This window comes from Sinorhizobium sp. RAC02 (assembly GCF_001713395.1).
Classification (GTDB): Bacteria; Pseudomonadota; Alphaproteobacteria; order Rhizobiales; family Rhizobiaceae; genus Shinella.
The window spans coordinates 827,226-853,409 of sequence record NZ_CP016452.1 but is presented as its reverse complement, the minus strand read 5'-3'; the positions used below and the strand labels follow the sequence as shown (position 1 = coordinate 853,409).

Sequence of the window (26,184 nt, the reverse complement as noted above, 5' to 3'; positions counted from 1 at the left end):
TAAATGACGTGAAGCCGCAAGGGCATTCATGCCGCGATATCGTCGGGTTTCAGCGCACCATGATGCGCGCCTTCGATGGCACCCGGGTATGGAGGTCGATGACATCCTGGTTGATCAGCCGAACGCAGCCGGAGGAAACGGACGTGCCGATGGAGTTCCACTCGCGAGTCCCATGCAGGCGATAGAGCGTGTCTTCGCCGTTCTGGAAGATATAAAGGGCGCGGGGCGCCGAGCGCGTTGTCCGGTCCGGGCGGCTGCCCGCCGTTTTCGACGGAGAATTTCGCCAGTTCGGGCTGGCGCGCGATCATTTCGGCCGGCGCCTTCCAGCGCGGCCATCTCTGGCGCCACTGGACAACCCCCTCGCCTTCCCAGGCAAAGCCGGCTCGGCCGAGCCCCACCCCGTACCGCATGGCCGTGCCGCCGGGCTCCACAACATAGAGAAACCTCGAGCCTATATCGACCACAACGGTGCCTGCAGGCTCGCCCGTGGTGTTCATCACCCGCTGGCGATAGAATTTCGGATCGATCTGCTGATAGGGAACGGCCGGCAATGTATAGCCACCATCCCCCAGGCCGGCATAGCGCGCCGCCAGTTCCTCCTCGCTCGGCAGTCCCATGGAGCGGCGAGCGGCGCTCGGCGTGATGTTCGTGATGCCGGCGGGAGAGAGGGTGGAACAGGCCGTAAGTGTCGATGACACCATACCCAGGAGGAGAACCCGTCTGGATAGCGCGCGGGCCCGGTCGTTCACGTCTTTGCGCTCCGTCGACGGTTGCATCATGGTTTCGCGGCGCCCGTCGGCGCCGACATATCGATTTCACTGCGGATATGGAGCCCGCTGTAAGCCGTCACAGTTAGGACGAAACCCGACAGGACGAGCAGCATGATCCAGTTCCGGCGCCGAATCGTGCGCTGGTGCACAACGTCGACCGCCTGGTTCGCCGCCTCAGTTGGCACCATGGTCGTGCCCATCGTCGGATGCGTCAGGCATGGCGACATCGGGAACGAGCTTCTCGATGCGCGCGCTCGCCTTGAGGTCGGCGACGATCTTGCCAACGGCCTGGGCCTCCATGCCGCTCCGCAGCTCCGCCGACACGGTCTCGAAGGCGGGCGGTTCGCGCTTGCGCCGCTCTTCCAGCTTCAGGACGTGAAAACCGAACGGCGTTTCGATAGGGTTGGTGGAAGTCTCGCCAGCCTTCATCGTCGCAATGGCCGTTCCCAACTCCGGCGGAAGCTGCTCGGTTGTCAGAAAACCGAGGTCGCCGCCTTTACCCTTCGATGCGTCGTCCAGCGAGGTACGTCCCGCCACCTCCTCGAAGGGCATTCCCCCGGCAATCTCGCGGATGGCCGCATCGGCGCCGGCCTGGTCGCTGGTCAGGATGTGCCGCAGGCGCACCTCCTCGCCTACCGGCATCGCGGCGACACGCTCGTCATAGGCCTTGCGCACCACATCCTCCGTCACGGCGACCGCGGCGGCCTTGGCCAGATAGACCTGCCTCAAGGCCTGCTGGCGGAGAAACGTCATCTGGCGCTTAAACGTCTCGTCGTTCTCCATACCATCACGGATCGCAGCATCCGACACCACCTTGAGATCGATCAGTGCATCGACGACAGCCGATTTCCTGGCCTCCTGCGTCGCCTCTGGATTGGAATCACCGAGGAACGAGGTTGCGAACGTGACGTCGGATTCCAGAATTTCCGTATCGCCGACGCGGGCCGCAACCTGGTCCGCCCGTTCCTCGGCGAAAGCTGGAACAGCAGCCAGAATGAGCCCTGCGAGAAGGGCATTCCTGATGTTTCCGATGGTCATTTTGCTGCTCCCGCAACGAGCGGCTCGATGATGGACCGCATCTGCTCGATCGGCATGACGCCGGTGTATTTCTGGCCGTTTATGAAGAAGGTCGGCGTCGAATCCACGCCGAGCTCCTGGCCCCGCGCGGCAACGGCGTTCACCTTGTCGAGCAGCGCCTGGTCGCCAAGGCAGGCCTCGAGATCTACTTCCTTCAGGCCCGTCATCGAAAGAACCGACAGGAAGCCCGCTTTCCCGTCTTCCACCCGCGCCCAGCGCGGCTGGTTGCGGAAGAGCAGATCGACTGTCGGATACCATTTGTCGTCGCCCATGCAGCGGGCGAGCATGAAGGCGGCGGTCGATCGCGGATCGAAGGGGAATTCGCGCAGGATGAAGCGAACCTTGCCGGTGTCGACGAACTCCGCCTTGAAGGCCGGCCAGACGTTGAGGTGGAAATTGGCGCAGTGACCACAGGTCATCGAAGCATATTCGATGACGGTGACGGGCGCATCGTCGCGTCCGAGGATCCGCTCTGGCAAGGGGCCAGGTTCCATGAGGTCAGGTGTCGCCGTCGTGCCGTTACCCTGTGCCATCACATGGCTTGCTGCCAGCAAGCCCAGCCCCGCCACGGTCGATCCCAAAAATTGCCGCCTGTTCATGTCGCCTCCAAATCAAGGGAGCCGGATCATAAAACCTCTAGCTACTTGAGGTGCAAGTGCGCGAAAGCGCGCATTTCCGAGAATTCCGCAAGGGCTGGAAACCGCGTGGAAATCGGCGCCGCTAACGGCTTCTTAAGCACAATGCCGCGACATTATCCTTCGAGGTCGGAGCTACTTGAGTGTTACGGGCATGCCGCACCACGCAGTCGTAAGATGGATCGTCATATTGCTGATGTCACTGGTCGTCGGCATCAGCACAACCGCGTCGGCTGCCGCCCGCAGCCATCCATCGTTCGAGCCGTCGCACCTGACCGCAAACCTGACTGTCGCGGATATCGATAACGACATTCCCGATCACCCGGCCCCGTCGGACAGTTGCCACGAGGCCTGTGGCTGGCTTGTCGAATGGCACTGGCCGGGAGTGGGTCCTGCGTATCGCCTCCGGCCCGACCGAGCGTCCGACCCGCAGGTACCGGGTCCCGTCCTCCTGATCCTGCCTCCCCCTCGCGCGGCTTGACGTTACAGGCGTGGCCGTGCCGGGTCGATTGCGGATGACATGCTCCTCCGAGCGGGCCGCACTGCAATCGGCGGCCTGTTCCACTTCACCGTATTCTTCCACTTTTGATCGCGGGTGACAGATGGCGGCCTGATGCGCCCTGCCCGCAGCAAGGATGATTTCCATGAGACGTCTCTTCCCATCTGACATAGACCCCGTCCCGGCAGTGGTGCGCCTTGATCGGCGAAGCTTCAGCCTTGCGGCTCTCGCGCTGCTCATCTCGCCGAACCTTGCCCTTGCCGAGGGAAAGAAGCGTACATTGGACATCGACGCGCGTTTCTTGCCGCAACTCGTGACCTCACCCTATCCGGAAGAACCTGGCACCATCGTGGTCGCGCCGCAGGACCGTTACCTTTTTCTCATCGAAGAGGGCGGTTTTGCACGTCGCTACGGGGTCGGGGTCGGCCGCGCCGGACTGGCTTTTTCTGGCTCGGCGACCGTTGGCCGCAAGGCAAAATGGCCAAGCTGGCGACCGACCGACAACATGATCCGGCGCAACCCGAAGAAGTATGCCCGCCATGCCGGGGGCGTGCCGGGCGGACCGAAGAACCCGTTGGGCTCCCGGGCCCTCTATCTGTTTCGCGACGGGCGCGACACGCTCTACCGGATTCACGGCACCACCGAACCCTGGACCATTGGCAAAGCGGTTTCGAACGGCTGCATCCGGATGGTCAACGACCATGTCGAGGACCTTTACGAACGGGTTCCCGTGGGAGCCCGGGTCGTCGTAATTTCGTAAGGCTGCGGTCTGGTCGCGGGATCCCTTCTGCAAACAGTTGCCGGCGCCATTGCGCGCGCCGGCAACCTCGGATGGGGGCCTGTCCAGGCCTCGCGGCAGGAGCTGAGGACAGGATCGACGCCCGCCCGGCAGCCATCAACAGGATCTTAACCCTTCATTGACCATAATCCTCACTGGTGCCTGAGCGCCGTCATCCGCTTTCGATGGCTGTATCTCGTTGGATTGGAACGTGTCGTGTTCGAGTATTTGTTGCCCGCGTCGTGGGTCCACGCCCTGCATCCCGTTGCAAGGAATGGTTTTGGCAAGGCTGCGCGCCGGATTGCGCAGGCAAGTGCGATTGCCCTCGCCGCCCTGACCGCCGCCCCCTCCGCGGCCTTTGCGGAAGTCCGCTCGCTTAAGCTGTTCTTCACCCATACCGGCGAGCGTGCGACGATCACCTACAAGCGCAATGGCAAGTACGACCCGAAGGGGCTTGCACAGGTCAATCGCCTGCTGCGCGACTGGCGTCGGAACGAGCCGGCCCGCATGGATCCGCGCCTGCTGGATCTGGTCTGGGAAGTCTACCAGCGCGCCGGCGCGAAGGATTACATCAATATCGTCTCGGCCTACCGTTCGCCCGCCACCAACACCATGCTGCGCGGCCGCTCGCGCAATACAGGCGTCGCGAAGAACAGCCAGCACACACTCGGCAAGGCGATGGACTTCTTCATTCCCGGCGTCAAGCTCGCACGGCTGCGGGAGCTTGCCATGCAGCTGCAGATCGGCGGCGTCGGCTACTATCCGACCTCCGGCTCGCCCTTCGTGCATCTCGATGTCGGCCGTGTCCGGGCCTGGCCTCGGGTGTCGCGCCAGGAGCTGGCGCGCATTTTCCCGAACGGCCAGACACTGCATCTGCCGGCCGACGGCCGGGCCTTGCCGGGTTATGATCTGGCGATGGTGGACTACAAACGGCGGGTCAAGGCGACATCCGTGATCGCCGCCAGCACTGCGGGAAAATCGAAATTCAAGGGTGAGGCATCTCCGTCCGAAAGCACGCTGCTCACCGCCATGCTGCCGACCCGCAAAGGCCGCGCGGAGAAGGCATTGGAGCTGCAGACCACACGCCAGATGGTTGCCGAGGAGCCGCCATTCGTCGACCTTGCGACGATTGTTGCGCCTCTTCCGATATTCCGGTCCGCCGTTGTCGAGCGTGCACTTCCCATGAACACTGCCGCGTTCGTTCCGTCCGCGTCGTTCTGGGTCGTGCAGGGCACGGGCCTCCTGCGGCAGCCGACTGCTGCCGAGTCCAGTCTCGCCGGTTCAGGCCTTTCCGGCACGCAACCGGAATGGGCGGTTTCCGAAGCCGCGCTCTTCGACTGGGCGCTCACGCCGGCCAAGGAACTGGAGCAGCTGCGCCTTCCGACCAGCTTACGGCAGGCGGTGGCAAGCGCCGAGGATATCCAGCAACCACTGGAGCGGCGCGTTCAACCCGCCGGCCAGTAGACGACGTTCGACGAGAGCCGCTTCTGGTCGGATGGCTGATGGCGCGGCCCGGTCACTCGTGCCGGGCGACAAGCGCACCCGGCGGATCCACCTGCACCGTGACGTGATCGATGTTCCCCTTCGCCTTGAGCCACGCGGCGACCACCGGTGGCAGCGATAGGGGATCGACTCCCGCAGCGGGACTGACATGGACCGTCGCGACGATGCTCTCGTCGGTCAGTGTCCAGGCGTGAAAGTGGCCGGCTCCTGACACGTCTGGAAGGTTCCGCAAGCCCGCTTCTATGTCATCCGCGCGGATGCCTTTCGGCGTTGCCTGCAGGAGGACGCGAATGGAATCGGAAACGAGCCCCCAGACCGACCGGATGACGAGGCCTGCGACGAGCACCGACAGGATCGGATCGAGAATACTCCAGCCGGTCAGCATGATACCGACCGCCGCCGCAATCGCGCCGACCGATCCCAACAGGTCCCCGATGACGTGCAGGAGCGCTCCGCGCAGATTGCTATCGCCGCTGTTACCGGACCACAAGGCATAAGCGCCGATCAGGTTCACCACGAGGCCGATGACAGCGACGACAAGCATGGGGCCGGCAAGGATTTCCGCGGGCTCGTTGATCCGCTGCACGGCCTCCCACGCGATCCAGACGACCAGCAGCAGCAGTGTTGCGCCATTGGCAAGGGCGGCGAGAACCCGCACGCGATGAAACCCGTAGGTCCGGTGCGCATCGACGGGCCAGCGCGCAACGCGATAGGCGATCAAGGCCAGCAGGAGCGCCGCCGAATCCGAGATCATATGGCCGGCGTCCGCGATCAGGGCAAGCGACCCGGCAAGCCAGCCTCCGATCGCCTGCACGAGGGCGTAGCTGGCCGTGAGGATGAAGACAAGATGCTTTGGGCGAGTTCCAGCAGAAGGCTGACGGCTCAGGCGCCCCCGCTCTTAAGGAATAACATCCATACATTGGCTTCGTTGTGAATGAGTTTGCGGCAGAACCAATCTCCTATCGCGGGTTCAGGGCAGCGCATTTTTGATTTAGTCAGGTCAAAAAATAGGCTAACCACCTACGGCGCCGCGGAATTGTCCGGTTTTCGGCAGTTGGAGTGATTAAAAATTGGTCAATGTGGACGAGAAGCTCGAACCGATCTTGAATGAAGTGTTGAGACGAAATGCAGGTGAGCAGGAATTTCACCAGGCAGTGCGGGAGGTCCTTGAAAGTCTTGGACGTGTTGTTGCAAAGCATCCCAATTATGCCGACAATGCGCTCATCGAACGCATCTGCGAGCCCGAGCGACAAATTATTTTCCGCATTCCCTGGGTCGATGATAGCGGGCAGGTTCAGATCAACCGTGGCTTCCGCGTGCAGTTCAACTCGGCGCTCGGTCCCTACAAGGGCGGCATCCGCTTTCACCCCTCGGTCAACGTCGGTATCATCAAATTTCTTGGCTTCGAACAGACGTTCAAGAACGCGCTGACCGGCATGCCAATCGGTGGCGGCAAGGGTGGATCTGATTTCAATCCGCGCGGCCGATCGGACGGTGAAATCATGCGTTTCTGCCAGTCCTTCATGACGGAACTGCATCGCCACATTGGAGAATACACAGACGTTCCAGCGGGGGATATCGGTGTCGGGGGGCGGGAGATCGGCTACATGTTCGGTCAGTACAAACGCCTGACCAACCGCTATGAAGCCGGTGTATTGACGGGAAAAGCACTGTTTTACGGTGGCTCGCGCGCACGCCGGGAGGCCACCGGCTATGGCGCCACCTATTTTGCCGAGCGAATGCTGGCGACCAAAGGCGAGGGCTTCGAGGGAAAACAAACTGTCGTTTCCGGCTCGGGCAACGTTGCGATCTACACGATGGAAAAGGTCATCGAGTTCGGCGGAAAGGTCATAGCCTGCTCGGATTCCGGTGGATATGTGATCGATGAAAACGGCATCGATCTCCATCTCCTCAAGGAAATCAAGGAAGTCCGCCGCGAGCGGATATCGGAATACGCGCGGAGCAAAGGGGCTGGCTGCCGCTACGTCGAGGGGGGATCCATATGGGATGTGCCCTGCGACGTCGCGATGCCCTCGGCGACACAGAACGAACTCACAAGAAAAGACGCCAAAACGCTGATCAAAAACGGGGTGATCGCAGTCGTCGAAGGGGCCAACATGCCGACGACACCCGAGGCCGTACGCCTCTTTCAGGAAGCAAACGTGTTGTTCGCACCCGGAAAGGCTGCCAATGCCGGTGGCGTCGCAACCTCGGCACTGGAGATGCAGCAAAACGCTTCTCGCGATAGCTGGACCTTCGAGCAGACTGAAAAGCGCCTAGCCACAATCATGCACAACATCCACGATGTGTGCGCCGAAACCGCCGAGGAATACGGCGCTCCACGCGACTACGTGCTAGGGGCGAACATCGCGGGTTTCGTCCGGGTGGCGGAAGCCATGGACGCACTGGGCGTTATCTGACACACGTCGCACACTCAACCGCAGACCGGCATACGCCGGTCTGGCATCGTGAAGTTCACGCGCTCACGTACAGGCGAATTACCGGGCCTTCTGAAGGAACATATCCATTCAAGCTCTTGAATAGATTCGAACGGCCGCCCCCAAACCCAAACAGTCAACCCGGCCGCGCTAACGGGCATACTCCTCCAGCCAAAGGCACGCGAGTCAAGCGCCCCAAACGGCCATCGTGGCCCGAGGCGAGGTCTGCAAAGACGATTATCCGGCCGCGTGCCATGGTTCCGTCATCGTTTGTGACCTCGCAGATCGCGCCGGAGGGCGTCTTGCCGGCAAGACGCACCAGATCGACGGGAGCTTCGATGTGACCCGGGCGACCAAGCACACCGCGCGGATGAGCCCGCAGCGGATCTGCTGACCCTTCCGTCGGAAGGCGCTTGCGGGCTCCCGGATTGCTTCGGATACCGCCGGTGGGGAATTTCGCCCGCCCGGAAAACATGCGCAAATAAGGAATTTCCGGACAGAAATGCAAGAGGCCGGCTTAAAGCCGGCCTTGGAAACTACCAGCAGCAGAAGCCGCCATCGACCAGCAGATCGACACCCGTCACGAAGCTTGCGGCATTCGAGAGCAGGAAGACGGCCGGGCCGACCATCTCGTCGACATTTGCCATGCGCTGCATGGGCGTCTGCTCTTCAAAGAGCTTTGTCTGATGCACCATTTCCGGCCGGGTGTTCATCGGTGTTGCGGTGTAGCCCGGGCTGATTGTGTTGACGCGGATGCCGCGGTCGACCCATTCCATGGCCATGGACTTGGTCATGTGGATCACGCCGGCCTTGGAGGCGTTGTAATGGCACTGGCTGAGGCCACGATTGACGATAACGCCGGACATGGAAGCGATGTTGACGATGGCGCCGCGGCCGGTCTTCAGCATGGCACGCGCTTCCGCCTGGCAGGAGAGAAAAACGCCCTTCAAGTTGATGTCCATCATCGTCTGGAACTGGCTTTCCTCCATCTCCTCGGCCGGATTGGCATTAGCGATGCCAGCCGCGTTGACCGCGAGCGTGAGAGCACCAAGGTCCGCCTGCGTGCGGGCGATCGCATCGTTCAGCGCCGGGCCGCTGGTGACGTCGGCGGCGATCTGGATGCTGCGGCGCTCTGCCCGCGCGATGAAATCGGCCGTCTGGGCAAGGCCGTCATCGTACGGCGGTCGAGCAGCGCGACGTCCGCACCGCATTGCGCCAGCCCCATGGCGATGCGCTGGCCGATGCCGCTGCCCGCCCCCGTCACGAAGGCGACGTTGCCGGAAAGGTCGAACAATTTCGGTGCGTTGAGCGTGATTTCAGACATGCTGCCTCTTCCCTGTTCAGATTGTCGCCAGTTCCATCACCGAGACGTCACTAGCGTCCTCGCGGTCCAGGATACCGGCCTGCTTGCCTTGTGCCATGACCATGATGCGGCTGGAGACACCAAGCACCTCCTCGAGGTCGGAGCTGACCACGATGACGGTGACGCCTTCGCACGCCAGGCCCACAATGAGATCGTAGATCGAGGAGCGCGCGCCGACATCGATCCCGCGCGTCGGCTCGTCCAGCACCACGACCTGTGGTTTGCGTGCCAGCCACTTGGCCAGCACCACCTTCTGCTGGTTGCCGCCGGAGAGCTCGCCGGCATTCTGCCCGCCGCGCCCCTTCACGCCCAAGCGCTTGATGTAATCCTCGGCGAATTCACGGACGCGGCGCGACGAAATCCAGCCGTTGCGAGAAATCTCGCCGAGATTGGCATAGCCGATGTTTTCCGCTATGGAATGCTCCAGCACGACGCCCTGCAGCTTGCGATCCTCGGGTACTAGCACGATGCCGTTGCGGATCGCATCGATCGGTGAACGCGGCGTCACCGGCTTGCCATGCAACAGCACTTCGCCGCTTGCGATCGGGTCAGCACCGGTTATGGCGCGCACGAGTTCGGTACGACCGGCGCCCATGAGGCCGGCAATGCCGAAGACCTCTCCTTTGCGGACGGAGAAATTGATGTCGCGGAAGGCCTTTGATGGCGAGGACAGGCCGCGCACTTCGAGCGTCACCTCATCCGTCGGCGTGGGCAATGCCGGGAACATGCGCTCCAGCGAGCGCCCGACCATGGCCTCGACGATGGTGCGGATCGGCACGTCGCCGCGGTCGAATTCCTGCATCTTGGCGCCATCCCGCATGACGACGATACGGTCGGTGATCTGGCGGATTTCCTCCAGACGATGAGAAATATAGATGATGCCGACGCCTTCGGCCTTCAGGCGCTCGATCTGGCGGAATAGAAGCTGGGTCTCCTCGCCGCCGAGCGCGGCCGTCGGCTCGTCGAGAATGAGCAGGCGCGCATTCAGCGTCAGCGCCTTAGCGATTTCGATAAGCTGCTGCCGGCCGGTCGAGAGACCTTCGACGAGCCGGTCGGGCGACACGTCGAGACCGAGGCGCTGCAGGCCCGCGCGGGCGCGCTCCTCCATCGCATGGCGATCGAGGCGGCCGGATTTCATGGGATAGCGACCGACGAAGACGTTTTCCGCGATAGAGAGCTTCGGCAGGAGCTTCAGTTCCTGGTGAATCATGCCGACCCCCTCGTCCATCGCGGCACGGGGATTGGCGGGGGCGTAAGGCTTGCCGAACCAGGTCATCTCGCCCGCGGAGGGCTGGACGGTGCCGGAAATAATGTTCGACAGGGTCGATTTCCCGGCACCGTTTTCACCGAGCAGCGCCACGACCTCTCCCGGATAGACGTCGAGATCGACACCGTGGAGCACCTTGATCATACCGTAGGATTTCTGGATTCCTCGGAGCGACAGGATGGGAGAGCGGTTCGTCATGCGCTGCTGCCTTTCTGCTATGAGCCCGGATTACGGATGGCTCTTGACGAATTCCGGCGCGTTTTCGCAGGTTGTCAGGACGGCGTTCGGCGTCTGACGCTCTTCCACCTTCTGGCCGGCTGCGACTGCGAGCGCGGATTCGACGGCGAGAACGCCCATCTTCTGCGTGCTCTGCGTTGCGGTCGCAATGAACGGACCCTTGCACTTGGCGAGGTATTCGAGCGCCGAGACGTCACCGTCATAACCGCCGATGATCACCTTGTCCGAGAGGTTTGCAACGTCGACGGCCTTGGCGGCACCCATCGCGAGACCATCGGCCTGACCGAAGATGATCGTAATCTCGGGGTTCGCCTGCAGCATGTTTTGCGCGATGGTAAAGCCTTCATCGGCCGACCACATGTTGCTCCACTGCTGGTCGACCAACCCGACGCCCTTGTTCTCGTCGATGGCCTTTTTGCAGCCCGTGAAGCGGTCGACTTCCGGCGTCGTGCCCTTCTGGCCGTGGATGATCGCCATCTTGCCTGCGCCACCGGCCTTGCCGATGATGTACTTGCAGACTTCGTAAGCGGATTCGACGCTTTCGCCGGCGATGAAGGTGTCACCTGGCGCGCCCTCGGGCGTGCGGTCGACGTTGATGACGGGAATGCCGGCTTCGCGGGCAAGACGGGTCGGGACGGCAGCAGCAGCAGCACCGGCCGGGATGTAGATGAAGGCGTTGATGTCCTGCGTCATCAGGTCCTGCACCTGGCTGACCTGCGTGTTGGTGTCGTTCTTCGCATCGACGACGACGACTTCAATACCCTTTTCCTTGGCGTGCTTTTCGACGCCGAGCTTGATCTGGTTGAAGAAGTCAGCCTGCAGGTTCGGAACGGCAAGGCCGATCTTCTTGACTTCGGCAGCGGAGGCCGGAAGGGCGAGTACAGAAGCAGCGGTTGCCGCCATCAGCAGTTTGGACAGTGTCATGGTTTCTCCTCCAAGTTACCCGGCAGTGCCTGTCTCCCAGAACACCACCTTCCCTTTTGCCGGTCCGCACGATTGCGGACCGTTTTCTCCACCCCGCCGCTTGGGCCGCGGGGGTGAAAGTCGTTATTTGCGCTTGCGGTAGGTTTCGGCGGTGACGGCGAGTACGATGACAGCGCCGATGATGACCTGCTGCATGAAGGGCGAGACGCTGAGCAGGTTGAGACCATTGCGCAGCACGCCGATGATGAGCACGCCGATGATGGCGCCACCGATGCCACCCGTGCCGCCCGACAGCGACGTGCCGCCGATGACGACCGCGGCAATCGCGTCAAGTTCATAGGAAACGCCCGAGGACGGCTGCACGGAGTCGAGGCGGGCGGCGAGCACCATGCCCGAAAGGCCGGCCAGGAAGCTGCACACGACATAGACGAGCACGGTCGCGCGCTGGACATTGATGCCGGCAAGGCGCGCCACCTCGGCGTTGCCGCCGATCGCATAGAGCACGCGGCCACCATGACGGTAGCGTTGATAAATCAGGCCGACGACGAAGACCACGACCATCACGGCGACGGTCAGCGTCAGGAAGCCACCGAAGCGCACGATGGCCATCATGTTGAACCAGGCCGGAAAGCCGATGATCTGCTGGCCGTCGGTGATCATGTTCGCAAGGCCGCGCGTGATCGACATCATGGCGAGCGTCGCGATGAAGGCCGGCACGTTGAAGCGCGTAATCAGAAGCCCGGCGACCAAACCGTTCAGCGACGCCACGAGCAAGGCAAGCGGGATCGCGATGCCCATAGGAACACCGGCGGTAACATTGAGATAACCGAGCACCATCATGGCCAGCGCCATGACCGAGCCGACCGCCAGGTCGATGCCACCGATCAGGATGACCATCGTCATGCCAACGGCCATGACGCCCAGCACCGTGATCTGGTCGAGTACGTTGAGGAAGTTGCGCACCGACAGGAACTTGTCCGTCGCAAAGGTGAGAAAGAGGCACAGCACGATGAGGCCGATGAGCGGACCCGTGGCTCCGCGCAGCGAAGGCAACATAATGCCTGCGAACCCCTGTCGTTCTTTCACATCCGCCACCATGGACACTCCTCCGGGTCGTTCGCGGCTTCGCCTAGGCTTGTCGCATAAATATTCATTAGTGTGTGTAAATTCATAGCGCATCCCATTGAGGGGTGTCAAGGCTGATAGAACGAATTTTTCAGGATCGCTTAATGTCATTTCCGCTTGACTTCGCGATCATCCGTGCAAATATATCTATCAGTGTATATTTATTCACAACGAGGGTTTCATGCAGCCGAACGATCTCGACCGTATCGCTCAACAGATCCGACTCCGCGATCTGCAAGCGGTTTTTGAAGCTGGCGCAGGCCACATCGGTGGCGAGATGTCTGCAATCGACATCCTGACTGCGCTCTATTTCCGTGTGCTGCGCATCTGGCCGGATCAGCCGACGCACCCGGATCGGGATCGCTTCGTGCTCTCGAAGGGCCATGTGGCGCTCGCACTGTACGTGACGCTGGCCAAGCGCGGTTTCATTCCGGAAGAAGAGGTCGCTACCTTCCTGAAGCCCCATTCGCGCCTCAACGGCCACCCGAACTGCAACAAGGTTCCCGGTGTCGAAACCAACACCGGCCCGCTCGGCCACGGTCTGCCGGTGGCCGTCGGCATGGCGAAAGCCGCAAAGCTGACGGGTGCCGTCTATCGCACCTATGTGCTGACGGGCGACGGCGAGATGCAGGAGGGCTCGAACTGGGAGGCTATCGCTTCGGCCGCGCAGTTCGGCCTCGACAACCTGACGCTCATCATCGACCACAACCGCTTCCAGCAGGGTGCATCGCTGAAGGATACCAACAACCTTGCACCCTTCCCGGCCAAGCTCGAAGCCTTCGGATGGGATGTCACCGAGATCAACGGAAATGCCATGGACGAGATCGTCCTGGCGCTGGAAAAACGCGGTAGCCGGCCGCATTGCATCGTTGCCCACACCAACAAGGGCCACGGCATTTCCTTCATGCAGGACACCGTCGACTGGCACCACAAGGTGCCGAATGCCGAACAATACAAGATTGCCGTCGCTGAGCTTTCGGAGGCCCTGTAATGAACGCCATCACTCCTTCTCCCAAGCTGCACGACTGCCGTGACGCCTTCGTCGCCGTGCTGGAACGCCTGGGCGCCGACAATCCCAAGATCGTCGCCGTCTGCAACGACTCCGTCGGCTCCTCCAAGCTCAATGGCTTCAAGGCCAAATGGCCCGAGCGGCTCGTCAATGTCGGCATTGCCGAGCAAGCGCTGGTCGGCGTCGGCGCCGGTCTTGCCAATGGCGGCCTTCTGCCCTTCGTATGCGGCGCCGCCTGCTTCCTGACCGGCCGTTCGCTGGAACAGATCAAGGCCGATATCGCCTACTCCAACGCCAATGTGAAGCTGATCGGCATTTCCTCGGGCATGGCCTATGGCGAACTCGGCCCTACGCACCATTCCATCGAGGACTTTGCCTGGACGCGCGTTCTGCCGAACCTTCCGGTCGTCGCCCCCTGCGATTCCATCGAGACGGCAGCCGCCGTGGAATGGGCGGCATCCTATAACGGCCCCGTCTTCCTGCGCCTTTCTCGTGTCGGAGTTCCGGACCTGCTGGCGGAGGGCCACAAGTTCGAGCTGGGCAAGGCCAACCTGCTGCGCGAAGGCGATGCCGTCACGCTTATCGCCAATGGCACACTGACCCATCGCATGGTGAAGGCCGCCGCAATCCTTGCCGAACGGGGCATCGAGGCCCGCGTCCTCAATATGGCGACCGTGCGCCCGATCGATGTCGAGGCGGTGGTGTCTGCCGCCCGCGACACCGGCGCGATCGTGACGGCCGAAGAGCACTCCGTCTTCGGCGGCCTCGGTTCGGCGATTGCCGAAGTCGTCGTGGCGGAAAGCCCGGTGCCGATGAAGATCCTCGGCGTTCCCGGCATCTTCCCGCCCACCGGCTCGGCGGAATTCCTGCTCGACGAATTCGGCATGTCGCCCGCCGGCATCGCTAACGCCGCCATGGACTTGATCGCGCGCAAATCTTCCCGCACCTGATCGTGCGCGACTAGATTGCGTGCCGGGCGCGGCAATACCTCCCGATGCCGCGCCCTCCTCTTCTTCCGCCGACCGGAGCCGCCATGACGACCGCCATTCTCGCCATCGACCAGGGCACCACGAACTCTAAGGCCGTGCTCGTTTCGACACACGGCGACATTCTCGCACGCGGTTCGTCTCCCGTTGGCATCGAGCATCCGCAGCCGGGTTGGGTGGAGCAGAGCCCGTTGCGACTCTGGCAATCGGTGCAGGAAGCCATCGCCACCTGCCTTGCGGCCGCGCCGTCTGTCGAAATCCTTGGCATCGCCATCTCCAACCAGCGCGAATCCGTTACCGTCTGGGATGCTGATAGCGGCAAGCCGCTTGGTCCTGTGGTCAGCTGGCAGTGCCGCCGCAGCGCACCCGCCTGCGCCGAGCTGATTGCCGCCGGCCATGCGCCGCGCGTCCAGGCTCTCACGGGTCTGCCGATCGACCCGATGTTCCCCGGCCCCAAGATGAAATGGCTGCTGGATCGCGTACCCGCCGGAAGCAAGGTGCAGCTCGGCACGATCGACGCTTGGCTGATCCATTGCTTCACGGACGGCGCGGTACACGCCTGCGACGCAGCCAATGCGGCGCGCAGCCAGCTCTACGATCTCAACGAACGGGTGTGGAGCAACGAGCTCTGCGATCTCTTCGGCGTGACGAAATCCGCCCTGCCGGAGGTCCGCGACAGCGCCTCCCGTTTCGGCGTCACGAAGAACGTGCCCGGCCTTGCAGACGGCATCCCGATTGCCTCCGCCACCGGTGACAGCCATGCCGCGCTGTTCGGCCACGGCGCCTTCAATCCCGGCGACGGCAAGGTGACCTTTGGTACCGGCTCGTCGATCATGACGACCCTGCCCCGCTTCATCGCGCCGCAACAGGGCATCACCACGACCATCGCCTGGTCGATCGGTGGCAAGCCGACCTATGCCTTTGAGGGCAATATCCTCGTCTCCGCCGCCTCGCTTCCATGGATGGCCGACATGCTCGGCCTTGCCGATGTGCAGGCGCTGACCGAACTTGCAGCAACCGCCCCCGCCGGCGGTCCTGGCTTCGTTCCTGCTTTCGTTGGCCTCGGCGCGCCCTATTGGCATTCAGATGCCCGGGCACTGTTTTCCGGCATCACCTTCAATACCAGCCGCGCCCAGATGGCACGCGCCGTGACAGATAGCATCGCCTTCCAGGTTCACGATGTCTTCAAGGCCATGTCGTCGCAATCGCCGACACCGCTCGGCCGCCTCTATGCGGATGGGGGGCCGAGCAAGAACACGTTCCTTATGCAATGCGTCGCCGATACGCTAAATCACGCAATCATCCAGTGCGATGCACCGGAAGCGTCCGCATTGGGCGCCGCCTATCTCGCCGGCCTGACGCTCGGCGTCTGGCCGGACCTCGCGGCCATTGCCGCCCTGCCGCGTGCGGTGAATGCCCTAGCCCCGCAGGTCTCCGATGCCGCGGATCGCCTGCTCGTCTGGCAGGACGCAATCTACCGCTCGACCATGCCGGGCCCTTCCTCTATGAGTGAATAAAAATTCACCACCGGAGGCTCCATGGGACGGCTCAACGAGTTACGACTGATTGCCCGCATTGCCCAGATGTATCACATCGAAGGCAAGCGGCAGGCTGAGATCGCGGAACTCATGCATATGTCGCAGGCCACCGTTTCACGCATGCTGAAGCGGGCGGAGCAGGAAGACATTGTGCGCACGACGGTCATTCCGCCGGCCGGCACCTTTGCCGACCTGGAAACCGCATTGCGCGAGCGCTATCGCCTCACCGAAGCCATCGTCGTCGATTGTTCGGAAGATCGCGATGGCGCCATCATGGCGCGCATCGGCGAAGCCGCCGCCCACTTCCTCGAAGTCACCCTGCAACAGGATGAAATCGTCGGCGTCTCGAGCTGGAGCCAGACCATCCTGCGCATGGTGGACAACATCCACCCGCTGAAGAACGCCAAGGCCAAGTACATCGTGCAGATCCTGGGCGGCATGGGTGACGCTTCCGTCCAGACCCACGCGACACAATTGACCGCCCGCCTTGCCAGGTTGACTGGCGGCGAGCCTCGGCTTCTCCTCGTGCAAGGCATCACCTCCTCGCGAGAAGCCAAGCTCGTCATGCTCGCGGACCCGGTGGTGCGCGAGACGATGGACCTCTTCGGGCGCCTCAGCCTCGCCATCGTCGGCATCGGTGCGGTTGAGCCATCCGAGCTTCTTGCCCGATCCGGCAATACGTTCTCCCGCCAGGAAATGGCGATGCTGCAAGAGGCAGGTGCGGTCGGCGAAATTTCGTATCGTTTCTACGACCAGGACGGCAAGCCCGTCGAAACACCGCTCAACGACCGCGTCATCGGCCTTTCGCTGGAGGATCTGCGCAAGACCGCCCGCGTCATGGCGCTCGCGGGCGGAGAGTCGAAAACCCAGGCCATCGCCGGCGCCCTGAAACTGGGCGTCATCGATGTGCTCGTCACCGACAAGTTCACTGCGGCACGGCTCACAGCCTGATCCATCCCGGATCGGACATCGGCCTGCTGCGCATTATGGAGAAAAGACCATGACACGTTTTGCAGGCCAGACGGTATTCGTGACCGGGGGCAACAAGGGCATCGGCCGCGGTATCGCCAAGCGCTTTGCCGAAGAGGGCGCGAAAGTCGCGATTGCAGCAATTGAGAAAGACACCGTGGAAGCCGCCACCACACTCGCCAATGAGACCGGCGCCGAAATTCTTGGCCTCGCGCTCGACGTGACTGACGCCAACGCCGTGCAGGAAGCCTATGGCGAGGCCGAGGTGAAGCTGGGTGCGATCTCCGTTTCCGTGCAGAATGCCGGCGTCATCACCATCGCCAAGGTCGAGAACCTGACCGAGCGCGAATGGGACCTCAATCTCGACGTCAACACCAAAGGCGTCTTCCTGTGCTGCCAGGAGGCGATCCGACGGTTCCGCGCCAGCGCCACGAAGGGGCGCCTCATCAACACCGCCTCCGGGCAGGCCCGCCAAGGCTTCATCTACACCCCGCACTACGCCGCCTCGAAATTCGGCGTGGTCGGCCTGACCCAGAGCCTTGCCAAGGAACTGGCGCGCGAAGGCATCACCGCCAACGCCATTTGCCCCGGCATCATCCACACCGAGATGTGGGACTACAACGACCGCGTCTGGGGCGAGATGCTCGGCGAATACGGCCCGGGCGAACTGATGGCCGAATGGGTCGAAGGCATCCCGATGGGCAGGGCCGGCACCCCGGCCGAAGTCGCCGCCCTCGTCGCCTTCCTCGCCTCACCGGACGCCGCCTACATCACCGGCCAGACGATCAACGTCGATGGCGGGCTGATCATGTCGTAAGACGGGGCTAGCCTGAGGACGCTACCTTTTCAAGCAAATGCGCGCCTATCGGCGCGCATTTGCCGGGAGCGATCGTTTTTGCAATAAACCAACACCGATCTTAAGCTCTTGAAGGGATTGGAACCGTTGACCCGGGGATTGCTCGTATGCATTTGCTATCCTCCAGTCAGCCCAAGCAGACCGGCTCTTTCGCCAATCCGATCGAAACGAGGCGCTGCGGGTGGGCCATGTTGGTAGAGGCGAAGAGGTCGAAAGGTTCTCCCGCTTCAATCCGTTCGCGCAGAAGCCCCGCAGGGCCTAGCAACAGGGAAACCCCGGTGGTTTTCTCGAAGGCGGCGGCGATTTCCGGCATAGCGTAACGCAAGCTGCCGGCGGCGAGGATGCGGACGACATCATTCATGGCTATCGCCCTTGCGCGCCCGTTGCCGGAAGAGCGGCACGAAAGCGATCTCCTCCCGGTCACCCTCGCCGAGCCGCAGCCCGTGAATCCGCGTTCAGCGACGCCACCAGGCTTGCGAGGTCCCCTTCCGTGGTCTCCTCCGGCAGCGTGTGCTGGGTGGAGTTGAAGCCGCATTCCTTGGCCAGACGACCCTTGGCGCCGACATAGGTGTGGCTTGCCGGATCATCGCCGACGATGACGACCGCAAGCCCGGTCCTCGCCCCTGCCTCATTTTCGAGCGCCGAGCTCGCAGCCTTCACAGCCTCGATCACCGACGCCGCGACTTTCTTCCCGTCAATACGCGCCGCGATCCCCATGGTTCAACCCATACGCTCTGACGCGTACGAGCCGGGGCTGGGCGGGAAGACGATGGTCTTGTTGCCGTTCATGAAGGTACGGTGGTGGATGTGGGCATGCACGGCGCGGGCAAGCACCTGGCTCTCCACGTCGCGACCGATCGACACGTAGTCCTCCGCAGACTGCGCATGCGTGATGCGCGCCACGTCCTGCTCGATGATCGGACCCTCGTCGAGGTCCTCCGTCACATAGTGCGCCGTCGCGCCGATCAGCTTCACCCCGCGCTCGAAGGCCTGCTTGTACGGGTTCGCACCCTTGAACGACGGCAGGAACGAGTGGTGGATGTTGATGATCCGGCCCGACATCTTCTTGCACACCGCATCCGACAGCACCTGCATGTAGCGGGCGAGCACGATCAGTTCCGCACCGGACTGTTCCACCACCTCCATCAGGCGGGCTTCTGCCTGCGGCTTGTTCTCCTTCGTTACCTTGATGTGGTAGAAGGGGATGTCGTGGTTGACGATGACCTTCTGGTAATCGAAGTGGTTCGACACCACGCCGACGATGTCGATCGGCAGCGCGCCGATCTTCCAGCGGTAGAGCAGGTCGTTCAGGCAATGGCCGAAGCGCGACACCATCAGCAGAACCTTCATGCGCTCGTCGCTGTCGTTGAAGCGATAGTTCATGCCGAAGGGCTTGGCGACCGGGGCGAATTCAGCCTTGATGTCCTCCTCCGATACGCCTTCCTGGGACAGGAAGGTGAGGCGCATGAAGAACAGGCCGGTTTCGAGGTCGTCGAACTGCGACGAATCCGAGATGTAACACCCCTTCTCGGCGAGGTAGCCGGTGATCGCGGCAACGATGCCGCGGGTCGATTGGCACGATACTGTCAGGACGTGGCTTTTCATTCAACGTATCTCCAGAGCCATGAATCTCAGAAGAATGGCGCAGTCTTTTGAACCGCGCCATTCGTCGCTTGGGAGGTGAACATAAGGCAGGCGCGAGCGTGCCCCGGTCTTATACGGCCTTCTGGAGTTCCGGCAGCGCCTCGAAGAGATCGGCGACGAGGCCATAGTCGGCAACCTGGAAGATCGGCGCCTCCTCGTCCTTGTTGATCGCGACGATCACCTTCGAATCCTTCATGCCGGCGAGATGCTGGATGGCGCCCGAGATGCCGCAGGCGATGTAGAGCTGCGGGGCAACAACCTTGCCCGTCTGACCGACCTGCCAGTCGTTCGGCGCATAGCCCGCATCGACCGCCGCGCGCGATGCACCGACGGCAGCACCGAGCTTGTCGGCGACCGGAAGGATGACCTCCTGGAACTTCTCCGACGAGCCGAGCGCACGGCCGCCCGAGATGATGATCTTGGCAGACGTCAGTTCCGGACGGTCGGAGGACGACAGGGCGTCCTTCACGTGGCTGGACAGACCCGGGTTTGCGGCGGCCGCGATGGTTTCGATCGATGCGCTTCCGCCTTCACCGGCTGCGGCGAAGGATGCCGTGCGCACCGTGATCACCTTCTTGGCGTCGGTCGACTGCACCGTCTGGATCGCATTGCCCGCATAGATCGGGCGCTTGAACGTGTCGGCGGAGACGACCTCGGTGATTTCCGAGACCTGCGCGACGTCGAGCAGCGCTGCCACGCGTGGCAGCACGTTCTTGCCGACCGAGGTCGCTGCCGAGACGATGGCGTCATAGGAGCCGGCGAGCGAGACGATGAGCGCTGCCAGCGGTTCCGCCAGGTTGTTGGCGAGGCTGGCATCCTCGGCGACGAGCACCTTGGAAACACCCGAGAGCTTTGCCGCCTGTTCGGCAACTGCCTTGGCACCGGCGCCGGCGACGAGCACATGCACGTCCGAACCGATCTTGCCTGCCGCCGTCAGCGCTTTCGCCGTCTGGTCGGAAAGATGCGCATTGTCGTGATCTGCCAGAAGAAGAATGGCCATGGTTCTAGTTCTCCCTTTTCTGCCTTAGAGCACGCCGGCTTCGTTTTTCAGCTTGTCGACCAGTTCGGCAACCGACTTGACCTTGACGCCAGCCTTGCGGCCCGACGGTTCCTCGGTCTTCAGCACCTTGAGGCGTGGGCTCGTATCGACGCCGAAGTCTGCGGGCGTCTTCTTGTCGAGCGGCTTCTTCTTCGCCTTCATGATGTTCGGCAGCGATGCGTAGCGCGGTTCGTTGAGGCGCAGGTCCGTCGTCACGACGGCCGGAAGCTTGACCTCGATCGTCTGCAGGCCGCCGTCGACTTCGCGGGTGACCTGTGCCGAACCATCGCCGATCTCGACCTTGGAGGCGAAGGTCGCCTGTGCCCAGCCGAGCAGCGCCGACAGCATCTGGCCGGTCTGGTTCGAATCGTCGTCGATTGCCTGCTTGCCAACAATGATCAGGCCCGGCTGTTCGGCCTCGGCGACACCCTTGAGGATCTTGGCGACCGCCAGCGGCTCGACCTGGTCGTCGGTCTCCACCAGCACGGCGCGGTCGGCACCCATGGCGAGTGCGGTGCGCAGCGTCTCTTCGGCCTTGGCGGGACCGATCGACACAACGATCACTTCCTCCGCCTTGCCGGCTTCCTTCAGCCGCAATGCTTCCTCAACGGAAATCTCGTCGAACGGGTTCATCGACATCTTCACATTCGCCAGCTCGACACCCGAGCCGTCAGACTTGACGCGAATTTTGACGTTGTAATCAACGACCCGCTTTACAGGGACCAAGATCTTCATGGCTTCCTTCCTCACCAATTCGTTACATGCGGCCGCGCAGGGCTTCGGGATCGTAGGGCGATTCCGCAATCACCCGCGCCTTGCAGCGTTCGCCGAGGATCGGCACTTCCAGCTCCGTTCCGGGCGTGCCGAGCTCGACAGGCAACAGCGCGAAAGCGATATCGTGGCCGACCGTGTAGGCATAACTGCCGGACGTGATGCGCCCGACGAGCTTGCCGTCGTGATAGACGCCCTCATGAATGAGCGAGCTTGCACCGTCGGTATCGATGGCGATTGTCACTGAGCGGTTCCTGACGCCTTCCTGCTGCTGGCGCACCAGCGCCGCCTTACCGATGAAGTCGCCCTTGTCGAGCCGGATGAAACGTTCGAGGCTGCTTTCCCATGCTGTCAGTTCCGGGTTCATGTCGCGGTACATGGCACGGTAGGACTTTTCGAGGCGGAGCGATTCTAGTGCGTGATAGCCGACAAGGCGCAGGCCGTGCGGCTCGCCTGCCGCGAGGATCGCCTGCAGCAGCTGACGCTGGTACGGCAGCGGATGGTAGAGCTCCCAACCAAGCTCGCCCTCATAGTTGACGCGTAGCATGCGCACGTCGGTTGCGAGGCCGACCGTGCCGGACTTGACGCCAAACCACGGGAAGGCCTCGTTGGAAAGATCCGTCTCCGTGAGGCTCTGCAGCACCGCGCGGGCCTTGGGGCCGACGACGGTGAAGCAGCCGCGCTCGTTGGAGACGTTGCGCAGTTGCACGCTGCCGTCCTTCGGCAGAAGCTTCGACAGGTCGTCAAAATTCCAGCGTTCGGCGCGCGGCGTCGAGATCAGGTAGAAGCTGCCGTCTTCAAGGCGCGCCACGACATACTCCGCCTGCACGCCGCCATGCTTCGTCAGGTGGTGGCTGAGATTAACGCGGCCGATTTTCGGCAGACGGTTGGCGAGAATAGTGTCGAGCCAGGCTTCGGCACCGGTCCCGGAGACTTCGAACTTCGTCATCGGCGTCATCTCGACGAGACCGACCGCCTCGCGCACCGCCCGCACCTCTTCGGCGACGTAATGGCCCTTCTGCGTCCAGCGCCAGCTGTATTGGTCCTTGGCTTCCACACCTTCCGGCGCAAACCAGTTCGGCACCTCCCAGCCGTTCAGTACGCCCCAGACGGCGCCGCGCTGCGACAGGATATCGTAGGACGGGGCGGTCTTCTGCGGGCGGGCGGCGGGCATATCCTGGCCGGGGAAATGCAGCTCGGCATGGGTACCCCAGCTTTCCTTGACCTTTTGGCGCGTCCATTCCTTGTTGGCATAGGTGCCGAAACGGCGCGGGTCCAGCTCGGACGTATCGAGGCTGTTGGCCCCTTCGACGATGCGCTCGGACAGATAGTAACCGATAGCCCCGCCCCAGAGGATGCCGCCCGGAACGCCTTCGGCGATCCAGACATTTTCCAGCCCCCAGGCCGGTCCGACCAGCGGCAGCTCGTCGGCGGTCATCTGGAAGGGACCGCGGACATTGGCCTTGATACCGACGCGGCCGAGCGCCGGGACCATTTCCATAGCCGCTTCCCAGTTCCAGGCCACCGCATCGAAATCCTCTTCGACGAGGTCCGCGCCGAACCATTCCGGCACGCCGTTCTCGGCGAAGAGCTTCAGGTGCTCGGTCTTCTCATAGGGGCCGAACATCAGGCCATCACCCTCTTCGCGCAGATAGCCCTCAAAACCTTCGTCGCGCAGGATCGGCATTTCGGGCAGGCCCTGGCGCTTGCGCTCGATGATTTCCGGCACCGCGTCGGTGATCCAGTACTGGTGCAGGATCGGGATGGCCGGGATTTCCAGCCCGAGCATGGCACCGGTCTGGCGGGCGTAGTTGCCCGTCGCCGAGATGATGTGCTCGCAGATGATCTCGCCATTGTTGGTGATGATCTTCCATTCGCCGCTGGAAAGACGCTCGAAACCCTTTACTTCGGTGTTGAGGTAGACCTTCGCGCCGCGGTCGCGCGCACCCTTTGCCATGGCCTGCGTGACGTCGGCGGGCGCGATATGGCCATCGTCAGGATGATAGAGCGCGGCGAGCATATCCTTGTTGTTTTCGAGCAACGGCCAGAGATCGCGCGCTTCCTGAGGTGTCACCAGTTCGGCGCGGATGCCCTGCACGGCGGCGACGCTCATATAGCTCTTGTATTCGTCGAGACGGTCGCGGGTGTTGGCGATGCGCAGCTGGCCGCACTTGTGCCAGCCGACATGCTGTCCCGTTTCCTTCTCGAGACCTTCATAAATCTCGATGGTCTTGGCGATCATGCGGCCGATATTGATGCTGCGTGCATAGGAGGGAATGAGGCCAGCCGCATGCCAGGTCGAACCGGCCGTCAGCTGGGTGCGCTCCAGAAGCGCCACATCGGTCCAGCCGCGCTTGGTGAGACCGTAGAGAATGGCGGCGCCGACACAACCGCCTCCGATGACAACGGCGCGAGCATGAGTTTGCATGAGAATGTTCCCTCGAATTGATTTCCAGCACCGTACAAAGGGCCCGGGAGGCTGTAATCTTGCTAAAAATTGTCGAGGGGCATAACTTCAAATTATGCATAGACTCCGCTCCCTGATCCCCTCCGCCAATTACCTCTTCTGCTTCGAGGCCGCCGCCCGCAGGCGCAGCTTCACCGCGGCTGCGCAGGAACTGAACGTCAGCCAGCCGGCCGTCAGCAAGACGATCCGGTTGCTGGAGGAGGCAACGGGCCTGAAGCTTTTCCGCCGCGATCACACGCGGCTGGAGCTGACGGCGGATGGCCAGCGGCTCTACAAGGAAACGCAGGAGGCCTTCGACCATCTGCACATGGTGATTTCCTCCCTCCAGAAGAAGCATTCGCAAGATATTGTGCGGGTCTCCTTTTCCGCGGCTTTCGTGCAGCTCTGGCTTCTTCCACGGCTCGGGGAGTTCAAGGCCAAGCACCCGGACGTGTCGCTGCGCATAGAGGAAAGCAGCCGCGACGATCAGGATTTAGTCGAGGAGGACATCGACCTTTCCGCCCGCCTCGGCAACGGCAAATGGCCGGGCATCCATTCGTGGCACTTTGTAACGGAAGAGGTGCTGCCGGTGTGTAGTGCGGACTATCTGAAGGAGCATGGGCCGATCCACGCGCCGGTGGATCTGCTTCGGCACACGCTGCTGAATTTCGAGGAACGGCATCGCACGCGCCTCGGCTGGCGCGAATGGCTGGAGCGCCAGGCCGTCCCCGTGGCGAAGCTGAAGCAGGATTTCGTCTTCACCGATGCGCTCGGCTCCATCGAGGCGGCCGTACGAGGCCAGGGCATTGCGCTTGGCTGGAAGCACCTAGTGAACGAGCACCTGCAAGCCGGAAGGCTGGTCGCCCCCCTAAAAGAGACCTATCAATCGGGCCTTGCAGTCCACATCATCATGCCGGCGCAACGCCCGCCGAAACGCGGCACCGAGCTCTTCCGCGACTGGCTGATGGAACAGAACGCTGACGCCTGCATCGCATCAGCCAACGCGGACTGAGCGCCCTCAGAGGCGCTCGCCCGCAAGGTGCGCAATCTGCGCGCCAGCCTCATAATAGAGTTCCTTGACAGGCCGAAAGGCTGGTGTTTTCGGATCTGTCTGCGGCAACGGCAGGTCCGCCTCGCCAATGTCGCCGAGGACCAACTGCGCCAACGTGCGTCCGAAAACCGTGCCAGGCGCAATGCCGCGACCATTGTAGCCGGAGAAACCGACGACATTCTCGGCGAAACGATGAAAGCGCGGCAGGGCATTGTCCGTCATGCCGATCTCGCCGAACCACTCGCATTCGAATTCAACAGGCCCGAGCGCGGGGAAAAGACGTTTTAATGCCCGTTTGGCCCAGGCGACATGGATGGCGCGGCCTGTATTGCGCAGCGCACCGACGCTGCCGAAAACGAGCCGCCCGCCCTGGTCCATACGGAACGACGAAAGAATCTCCTTCGTGTCCCAGACACCCTCACGCCCCGGCAGGATCGACGACAGGAGTTGGGGCGAGAGCGGTCGCGTTGCCAGATTGAAGTAGGGCAGATGCACCTGCTCGCGGCGCACGCTTTCCCAGGGGCCTGTGCTGTAAGCATCCGTCGATACGATCACCCAGGGCGCCGTGACGGAGCCGCCGTCGGTGCGCACGGTCCACTGAGAACCGGAGCGTGTGTAGCTCGTGGCCCGAGACGCCGTATGGAAGGTTGCGCCGGCGGCGCTCGCGGCCTTCGCCAGGCCGCGCACATAGGCGAGCGGCTGCAGGGTGCCCGCCCGCATGTCGAGAAGCGATCCGGCATAGGCGGCGGTACCGATGCGTTTTGCGGTCTCGACCGCATCGAGCAGTGTCACCGGCGCACCGCGCCGCTGCCACTGGCCTGCCCGTTCCGTGATTTCCTTCAAACCCGCCTCGCCGACGGCGCAGTGCAAGGTGCCATTGCGCTCCAGTTCACAGGCGATGCCATGTCGCTCGATAAGCTCCATGACGAGCCGCGGTGCGTTGCCGAGCATGTCGAGGAGGCGCTCGCCATGGACGTCGCCGAGTTCCCCGGGAAGATCGTCCGGCATGACCCACATGCCGGCATTGATCAGCCCGACATTGCGGCCAGCACCGCCGAAACCGATTTCCGCGCCTTCGAGCACGACCGCGCGCCGCCCCGCTTCCGCAAGGTGAAGAGCAGCCGAAATGCCTGTGAAGCCACCGCCGACGATCACGACATCTGCACTTACCTTTTCATCAAGCGCCCTCGTCACTGGCGCGGCCGGCGCTGTCTTTTCCCAAAGCCCATGGGAGCGAGGATCGTTCAGCATGCCGTCAG

23 protein-coding genes and 4 pseudogenes are annotated in these 26,184 nt (G+C 62.6%); 9 read left to right on the top strand and 18 right to left on the bottom strand.

What is annotated here, in order from left to right; genetic code table 11:
* Positions 1-49: 49 nt before the first annotated feature.
* From BSY16_RS32965 to BSY16_RS25105, 5 genes and pseudogenes are all read right to left on the bottom strand, one after another.
* Positions 50-776, bottom strand: a pseudogene (locus BSY16_RS32965) (L,D-transpeptidase).
* Positions 776-970: a hypothetical protein gene (locus BSY16_RS25120; protein ID WP_150130143.1), complete on the bottom strand. Its 195-nt coding sequence runs from the start codon at positions 968-970 to the stop codon at positions 776-778. The pseudogene BSY16_RS32965 and the gene BSY16_RS25120 overlap by 1 nt, the downstream one beginning before the upstream one ends.
* Entirely contained in the window at positions 945-1,808 is an 864-nt protein-coding gene (locus BSY16_RS25115; protein ID WP_069062528.1) for a peptidyl-prolyl cis-trans isomerase, read from the bottom strand. Before BSY16_RS25115 ends, BSY16_RS25120 begins: the two co-directional genes overlap by 26 nt.
* A complete protein-coding gene (locus BSY16_RS25110; RefSeq protein ID WP_069062527.1) occupies positions 1,805-2,446 on the bottom strand; it encodes a DsbA family protein in 642 nt (213 codons plus the stop codon). The genes BSY16_RS25115 and BSY16_RS25110 overlap by 4 nt, the downstream gene beginning before the upstream one ends.
* Positions 2,447-2,681: 235 nt before the next feature.
* Positions 2,682-3,128, bottom strand: a complete 447-nt coding sequence (locus tag BSY16_RS25105) for a hypothetical protein (RefSeq protein ID WP_069062526.1) — start codon at positions 3,126-3,128, stop codon at positions 2,682-2,684.
* Here BSY16_RS25105 and BSY16_RS25100 point away from each other — a divergent pair.
* Entirely contained in the window at positions 3,127-3,741 is a 615-nt protein-coding gene (locus BSY16_RS25100) for a L,D-transpeptidase (RefSeq protein ID WP_083243112.1), read from the top strand. The genes BSY16_RS25105 and BSY16_RS25100 overlap by 2 nt on opposite strands.
* A 246-nt stretch (positions 3,742-3,987) precedes the next feature.
* On the top strand, positions 3,988-5,223 hold the full coding sequence (locus BSY16_RS25095) for a peptidoglycan L,D-endopeptidase MepK (RefSeq protein ID WP_083243231.1): 1,236 nt from the start codon (positions 3,988-3,990) through the stop codon (positions 5,221-5,223).
* 52 nt (positions 5,224-5,275) lie between these two features.
* Here the strand turns inward: BSY16_RS25095 and BSY16_RS25090 are convergent, their stop codons facing one another.
* The gene (locus tag BSY16_RS25090) at positions 5,276-6,148 is read right to left on the bottom strand and encodes a cation diffusion facilitator family transporter (RefSeq protein ID WP_069062524.1); all 873 of its coding nucleotides are present in this window, start codon (positions 6,146-6,148) and stop codon (positions 5,276-5,278) included.
* 184 nt (positions 6,149-6,332) lie between these two features.
* Between BSY16_RS25090 and gdhA the strand changes: the two genes are divergently transcribed.
* Positions 6,333-7,682 (top strand): NADP-specific glutamate dehydrogenase, encoded by a 1,350-nt coding sequence (gene gdhA, locus BSY16_RS25085; RefSeq protein ID WP_069062523.1) that lies wholly within the window; start codon positions 6,333-6,335, stop codon positions 7,680-7,682.
* Positions 7,683-7,947: 265 nt separating this feature from the next.
* Here the strand turns inward: gdhA and BSY16_RS32960 are convergent.
* The 5 genes and pseudogenes from BSY16_RS32960 to BSY16_RS25065 form a co-directional block, all read right to left on the bottom strand.
* A pseudogene (locus tag BSY16_RS32960) lies at positions 7,948-8,097 on the bottom strand (3,4-dihydroxy-2-butanone-4-phosphate synthase); the annotation flags it as partial.
* A 139-nt stretch (positions 8,098-8,236) separates the two neighbouring features.
* A pseudogene (locus BSY16_RS25080) lies at positions 8,237-9,024 on the bottom strand (SDR family oxidoreductase).
* 16 nt (positions 9,025-9,040) lie between these two features.
* Positions 9,041-10,528 carry a sugar ABC transporter ATP-binding protein gene (locus tag BSY16_RS25075; RefSeq protein ID WP_069062522.1) on the bottom strand — a complete coding sequence of 496 codons (1,488 nt, stop codon included), beginning with the start codon at positions 10,526-10,528 and terminating at the stop codon, positions 9,041-9,043.
* A gap of 30 nt (positions 10,529-10,558) precedes the next feature.
* Positions 10,559-11,491, bottom strand: a complete 933-nt coding sequence (locus BSY16_RS25070; RefSeq protein ID WP_069062521.1) for a substrate-binding domain-containing protein — start codon at positions 11,489-11,491, stop codon at positions 10,559-10,561.
* Positions 11,492-11,614: 123 nt separating this feature from the next.
* Positions 11,615-12,589 (bottom strand): ABC transporter permease, encoded by a 975-nt coding sequence (locus BSY16_RS25065; RefSeq protein WP_069062520.1) that lies wholly within the window; start codon positions 12,587-12,589, stop codon positions 11,615-11,617.
* A 208-nt stretch (positions 12,590-12,797) separates the two neighbouring features.
* Between BSY16_RS25065 and BSY16_RS25060 the strand changes: the two genes are divergently transcribed.
* The 5 genes from BSY16_RS25060 (at position 12,798) to BSY16_RS25040 (ending at position 17,935) form a co-directional block, all read left to right on the top strand.
* Positions 12,798-13,607, top strand: a complete 810-nt coding sequence (locus BSY16_RS25060) for a transketolase (RefSeq protein ID WP_069062519.1) — start codon at positions 12,798-12,800, stop codon at positions 13,605-13,607.
* A complete protein-coding gene (locus tag BSY16_RS25055) occupies positions 13,607-14,575 on the top strand; it encodes a transketolase family protein (RefSeq protein ID WP_069062518.1) in 969 nt (322 codons plus the stop codon). Before BSY16_RS25060 ends, BSY16_RS25055 begins: the two co-directional genes overlap by 1 nt.
* A gap of 83 nt (positions 14,576-14,658) precedes the next feature.
* Positions 14,659-16,128 carry an FGGY family carbohydrate kinase gene (locus BSY16_RS25050; protein ID WP_069062517.1) on the top strand — a complete coding sequence of 490 codons (1,470 nt, stop codon included), beginning with the start codon at positions 14,659-14,661 and terminating at the stop codon, positions 16,126-16,128.
* 21 nt (positions 16,129-16,149) lie between these two features.
* Entirely contained in the window at positions 16,150-17,100 is a 951-nt protein-coding gene (locus BSY16_RS25045) for a sugar-binding transcriptional regulator (protein WP_069062516.1), read from the top strand.
* Positions 17,101-17,149: 49 nt separating this feature from the next.
* Positions 17,150-17,935, top strand: a complete 786-nt coding sequence (locus BSY16_RS25040; RefSeq protein WP_069062515.1) for an SDR family oxidoreductase — start codon at positions 17,150-17,152, stop codon at positions 17,933-17,935.
* Positions 17,936-18,101: 166 nt separating this feature from the next.
* On the opposite strand, the gene BSY16_RS25035 is transcribed toward BSY16_RS25040, so the two are convergent.
* The 6 genes and pseudogenes from BSY16_RS25035 to BSY16_RS25010 all read right to left on the bottom strand — a co-directional run bounded on the left by BSY16_RS25035 (position 18,102) and on the right by BSY16_RS25010 (position 23,856).
* Positions 18,102-18,335 carry a substrate-binding domain-containing protein gene (locus BSY16_RS25035; RefSeq protein ID WP_069062514.1) on the bottom strand — a complete coding sequence of 78 codons (234 nt, stop codon included), beginning with the start codon at positions 18,333-18,335 and terminating at the stop codon, positions 18,102-18,104.
* 86 nt (positions 18,336-18,421) lie between these two features.
* Positions 18,422-18,685, bottom strand: a pseudogene (locus BSY16_RS25030) (tetrahydrofolate dehydrogenase/cyclohydrolase catalytic domain-containing protein); the annotation flags it as partial.
* A 9-nt stretch (positions 18,686-18,694) separates the two neighbouring features.
* Positions 18,695-19,579: a formyltetrahydrofolate deformylase gene (gene purU, locus BSY16_RS25025; protein WP_069062465.1), complete on the bottom strand. Its 885-nt coding sequence runs from the start codon at positions 19,577-19,579 to the stop codon at positions 18,695-18,697.
* Between the two features lie 109 nt (positions 19,580-19,688).
* Positions 19,689-20,618 (bottom strand): electron transfer flavoprotein subunit alpha/FixB family protein, encoded by a 930-nt coding sequence (locus BSY16_RS25020; RefSeq protein ID WP_069062512.1) that lies wholly within the window; start codon positions 20,616-20,618, stop codon positions 19,689-19,691.
* 24 nt (positions 20,619-20,642) lie between these two features.
* Entirely contained in the window at positions 20,643-21,392 is a 750-nt protein-coding gene (locus BSY16_RS25015) for an electron transfer flavoprotein subunit beta/FixA family protein (RefSeq protein WP_069062511.1), read from the bottom strand.
* 22 nt (positions 21,393-21,414) lie between these two features.
* On the bottom strand, positions 21,415-23,856 hold the full coding sequence (locus BSY16_RS25010; RefSeq protein WP_069062510.1) for a GcvT family protein: 2,442 nt from the start codon (positions 23,854-23,856) through the stop codon (positions 21,415-21,417).
* Between the two features lie 94 nt (positions 23,857-23,950).
* Here BSY16_RS25010 and BSY16_RS25005 point away from each other — a divergent pair, with 94 nt between their 5' ends.
* The gene (locus tag BSY16_RS25005) at positions 23,951-24,886 is read left to right on the top strand and encodes a LysR substrate-binding domain-containing protein (RefSeq protein WP_069062509.1); all 936 of its coding nucleotides are present in this window, start codon (positions 23,951-23,953) and stop codon (positions 24,884-24,886) included.
* A gap of 6 nt (positions 24,887-24,892) precedes the next feature.
* Here BSY16_RS25005 and BSY16_RS25000 read toward each other — a convergent pair whose 3' ends face one another.
* Positions 24,893-26,176: an NAD(P)/FAD-dependent oxidoreductase gene (locus tag BSY16_RS25000; RefSeq protein WP_069062508.1), complete on the bottom strand. Its 1,284-nt coding sequence runs from the start codon at positions 26,174-26,176 to the stop codon at positions 24,893-24,895.
* Positions 26,177-26,184: the final 8 nt, after the last annotated feature.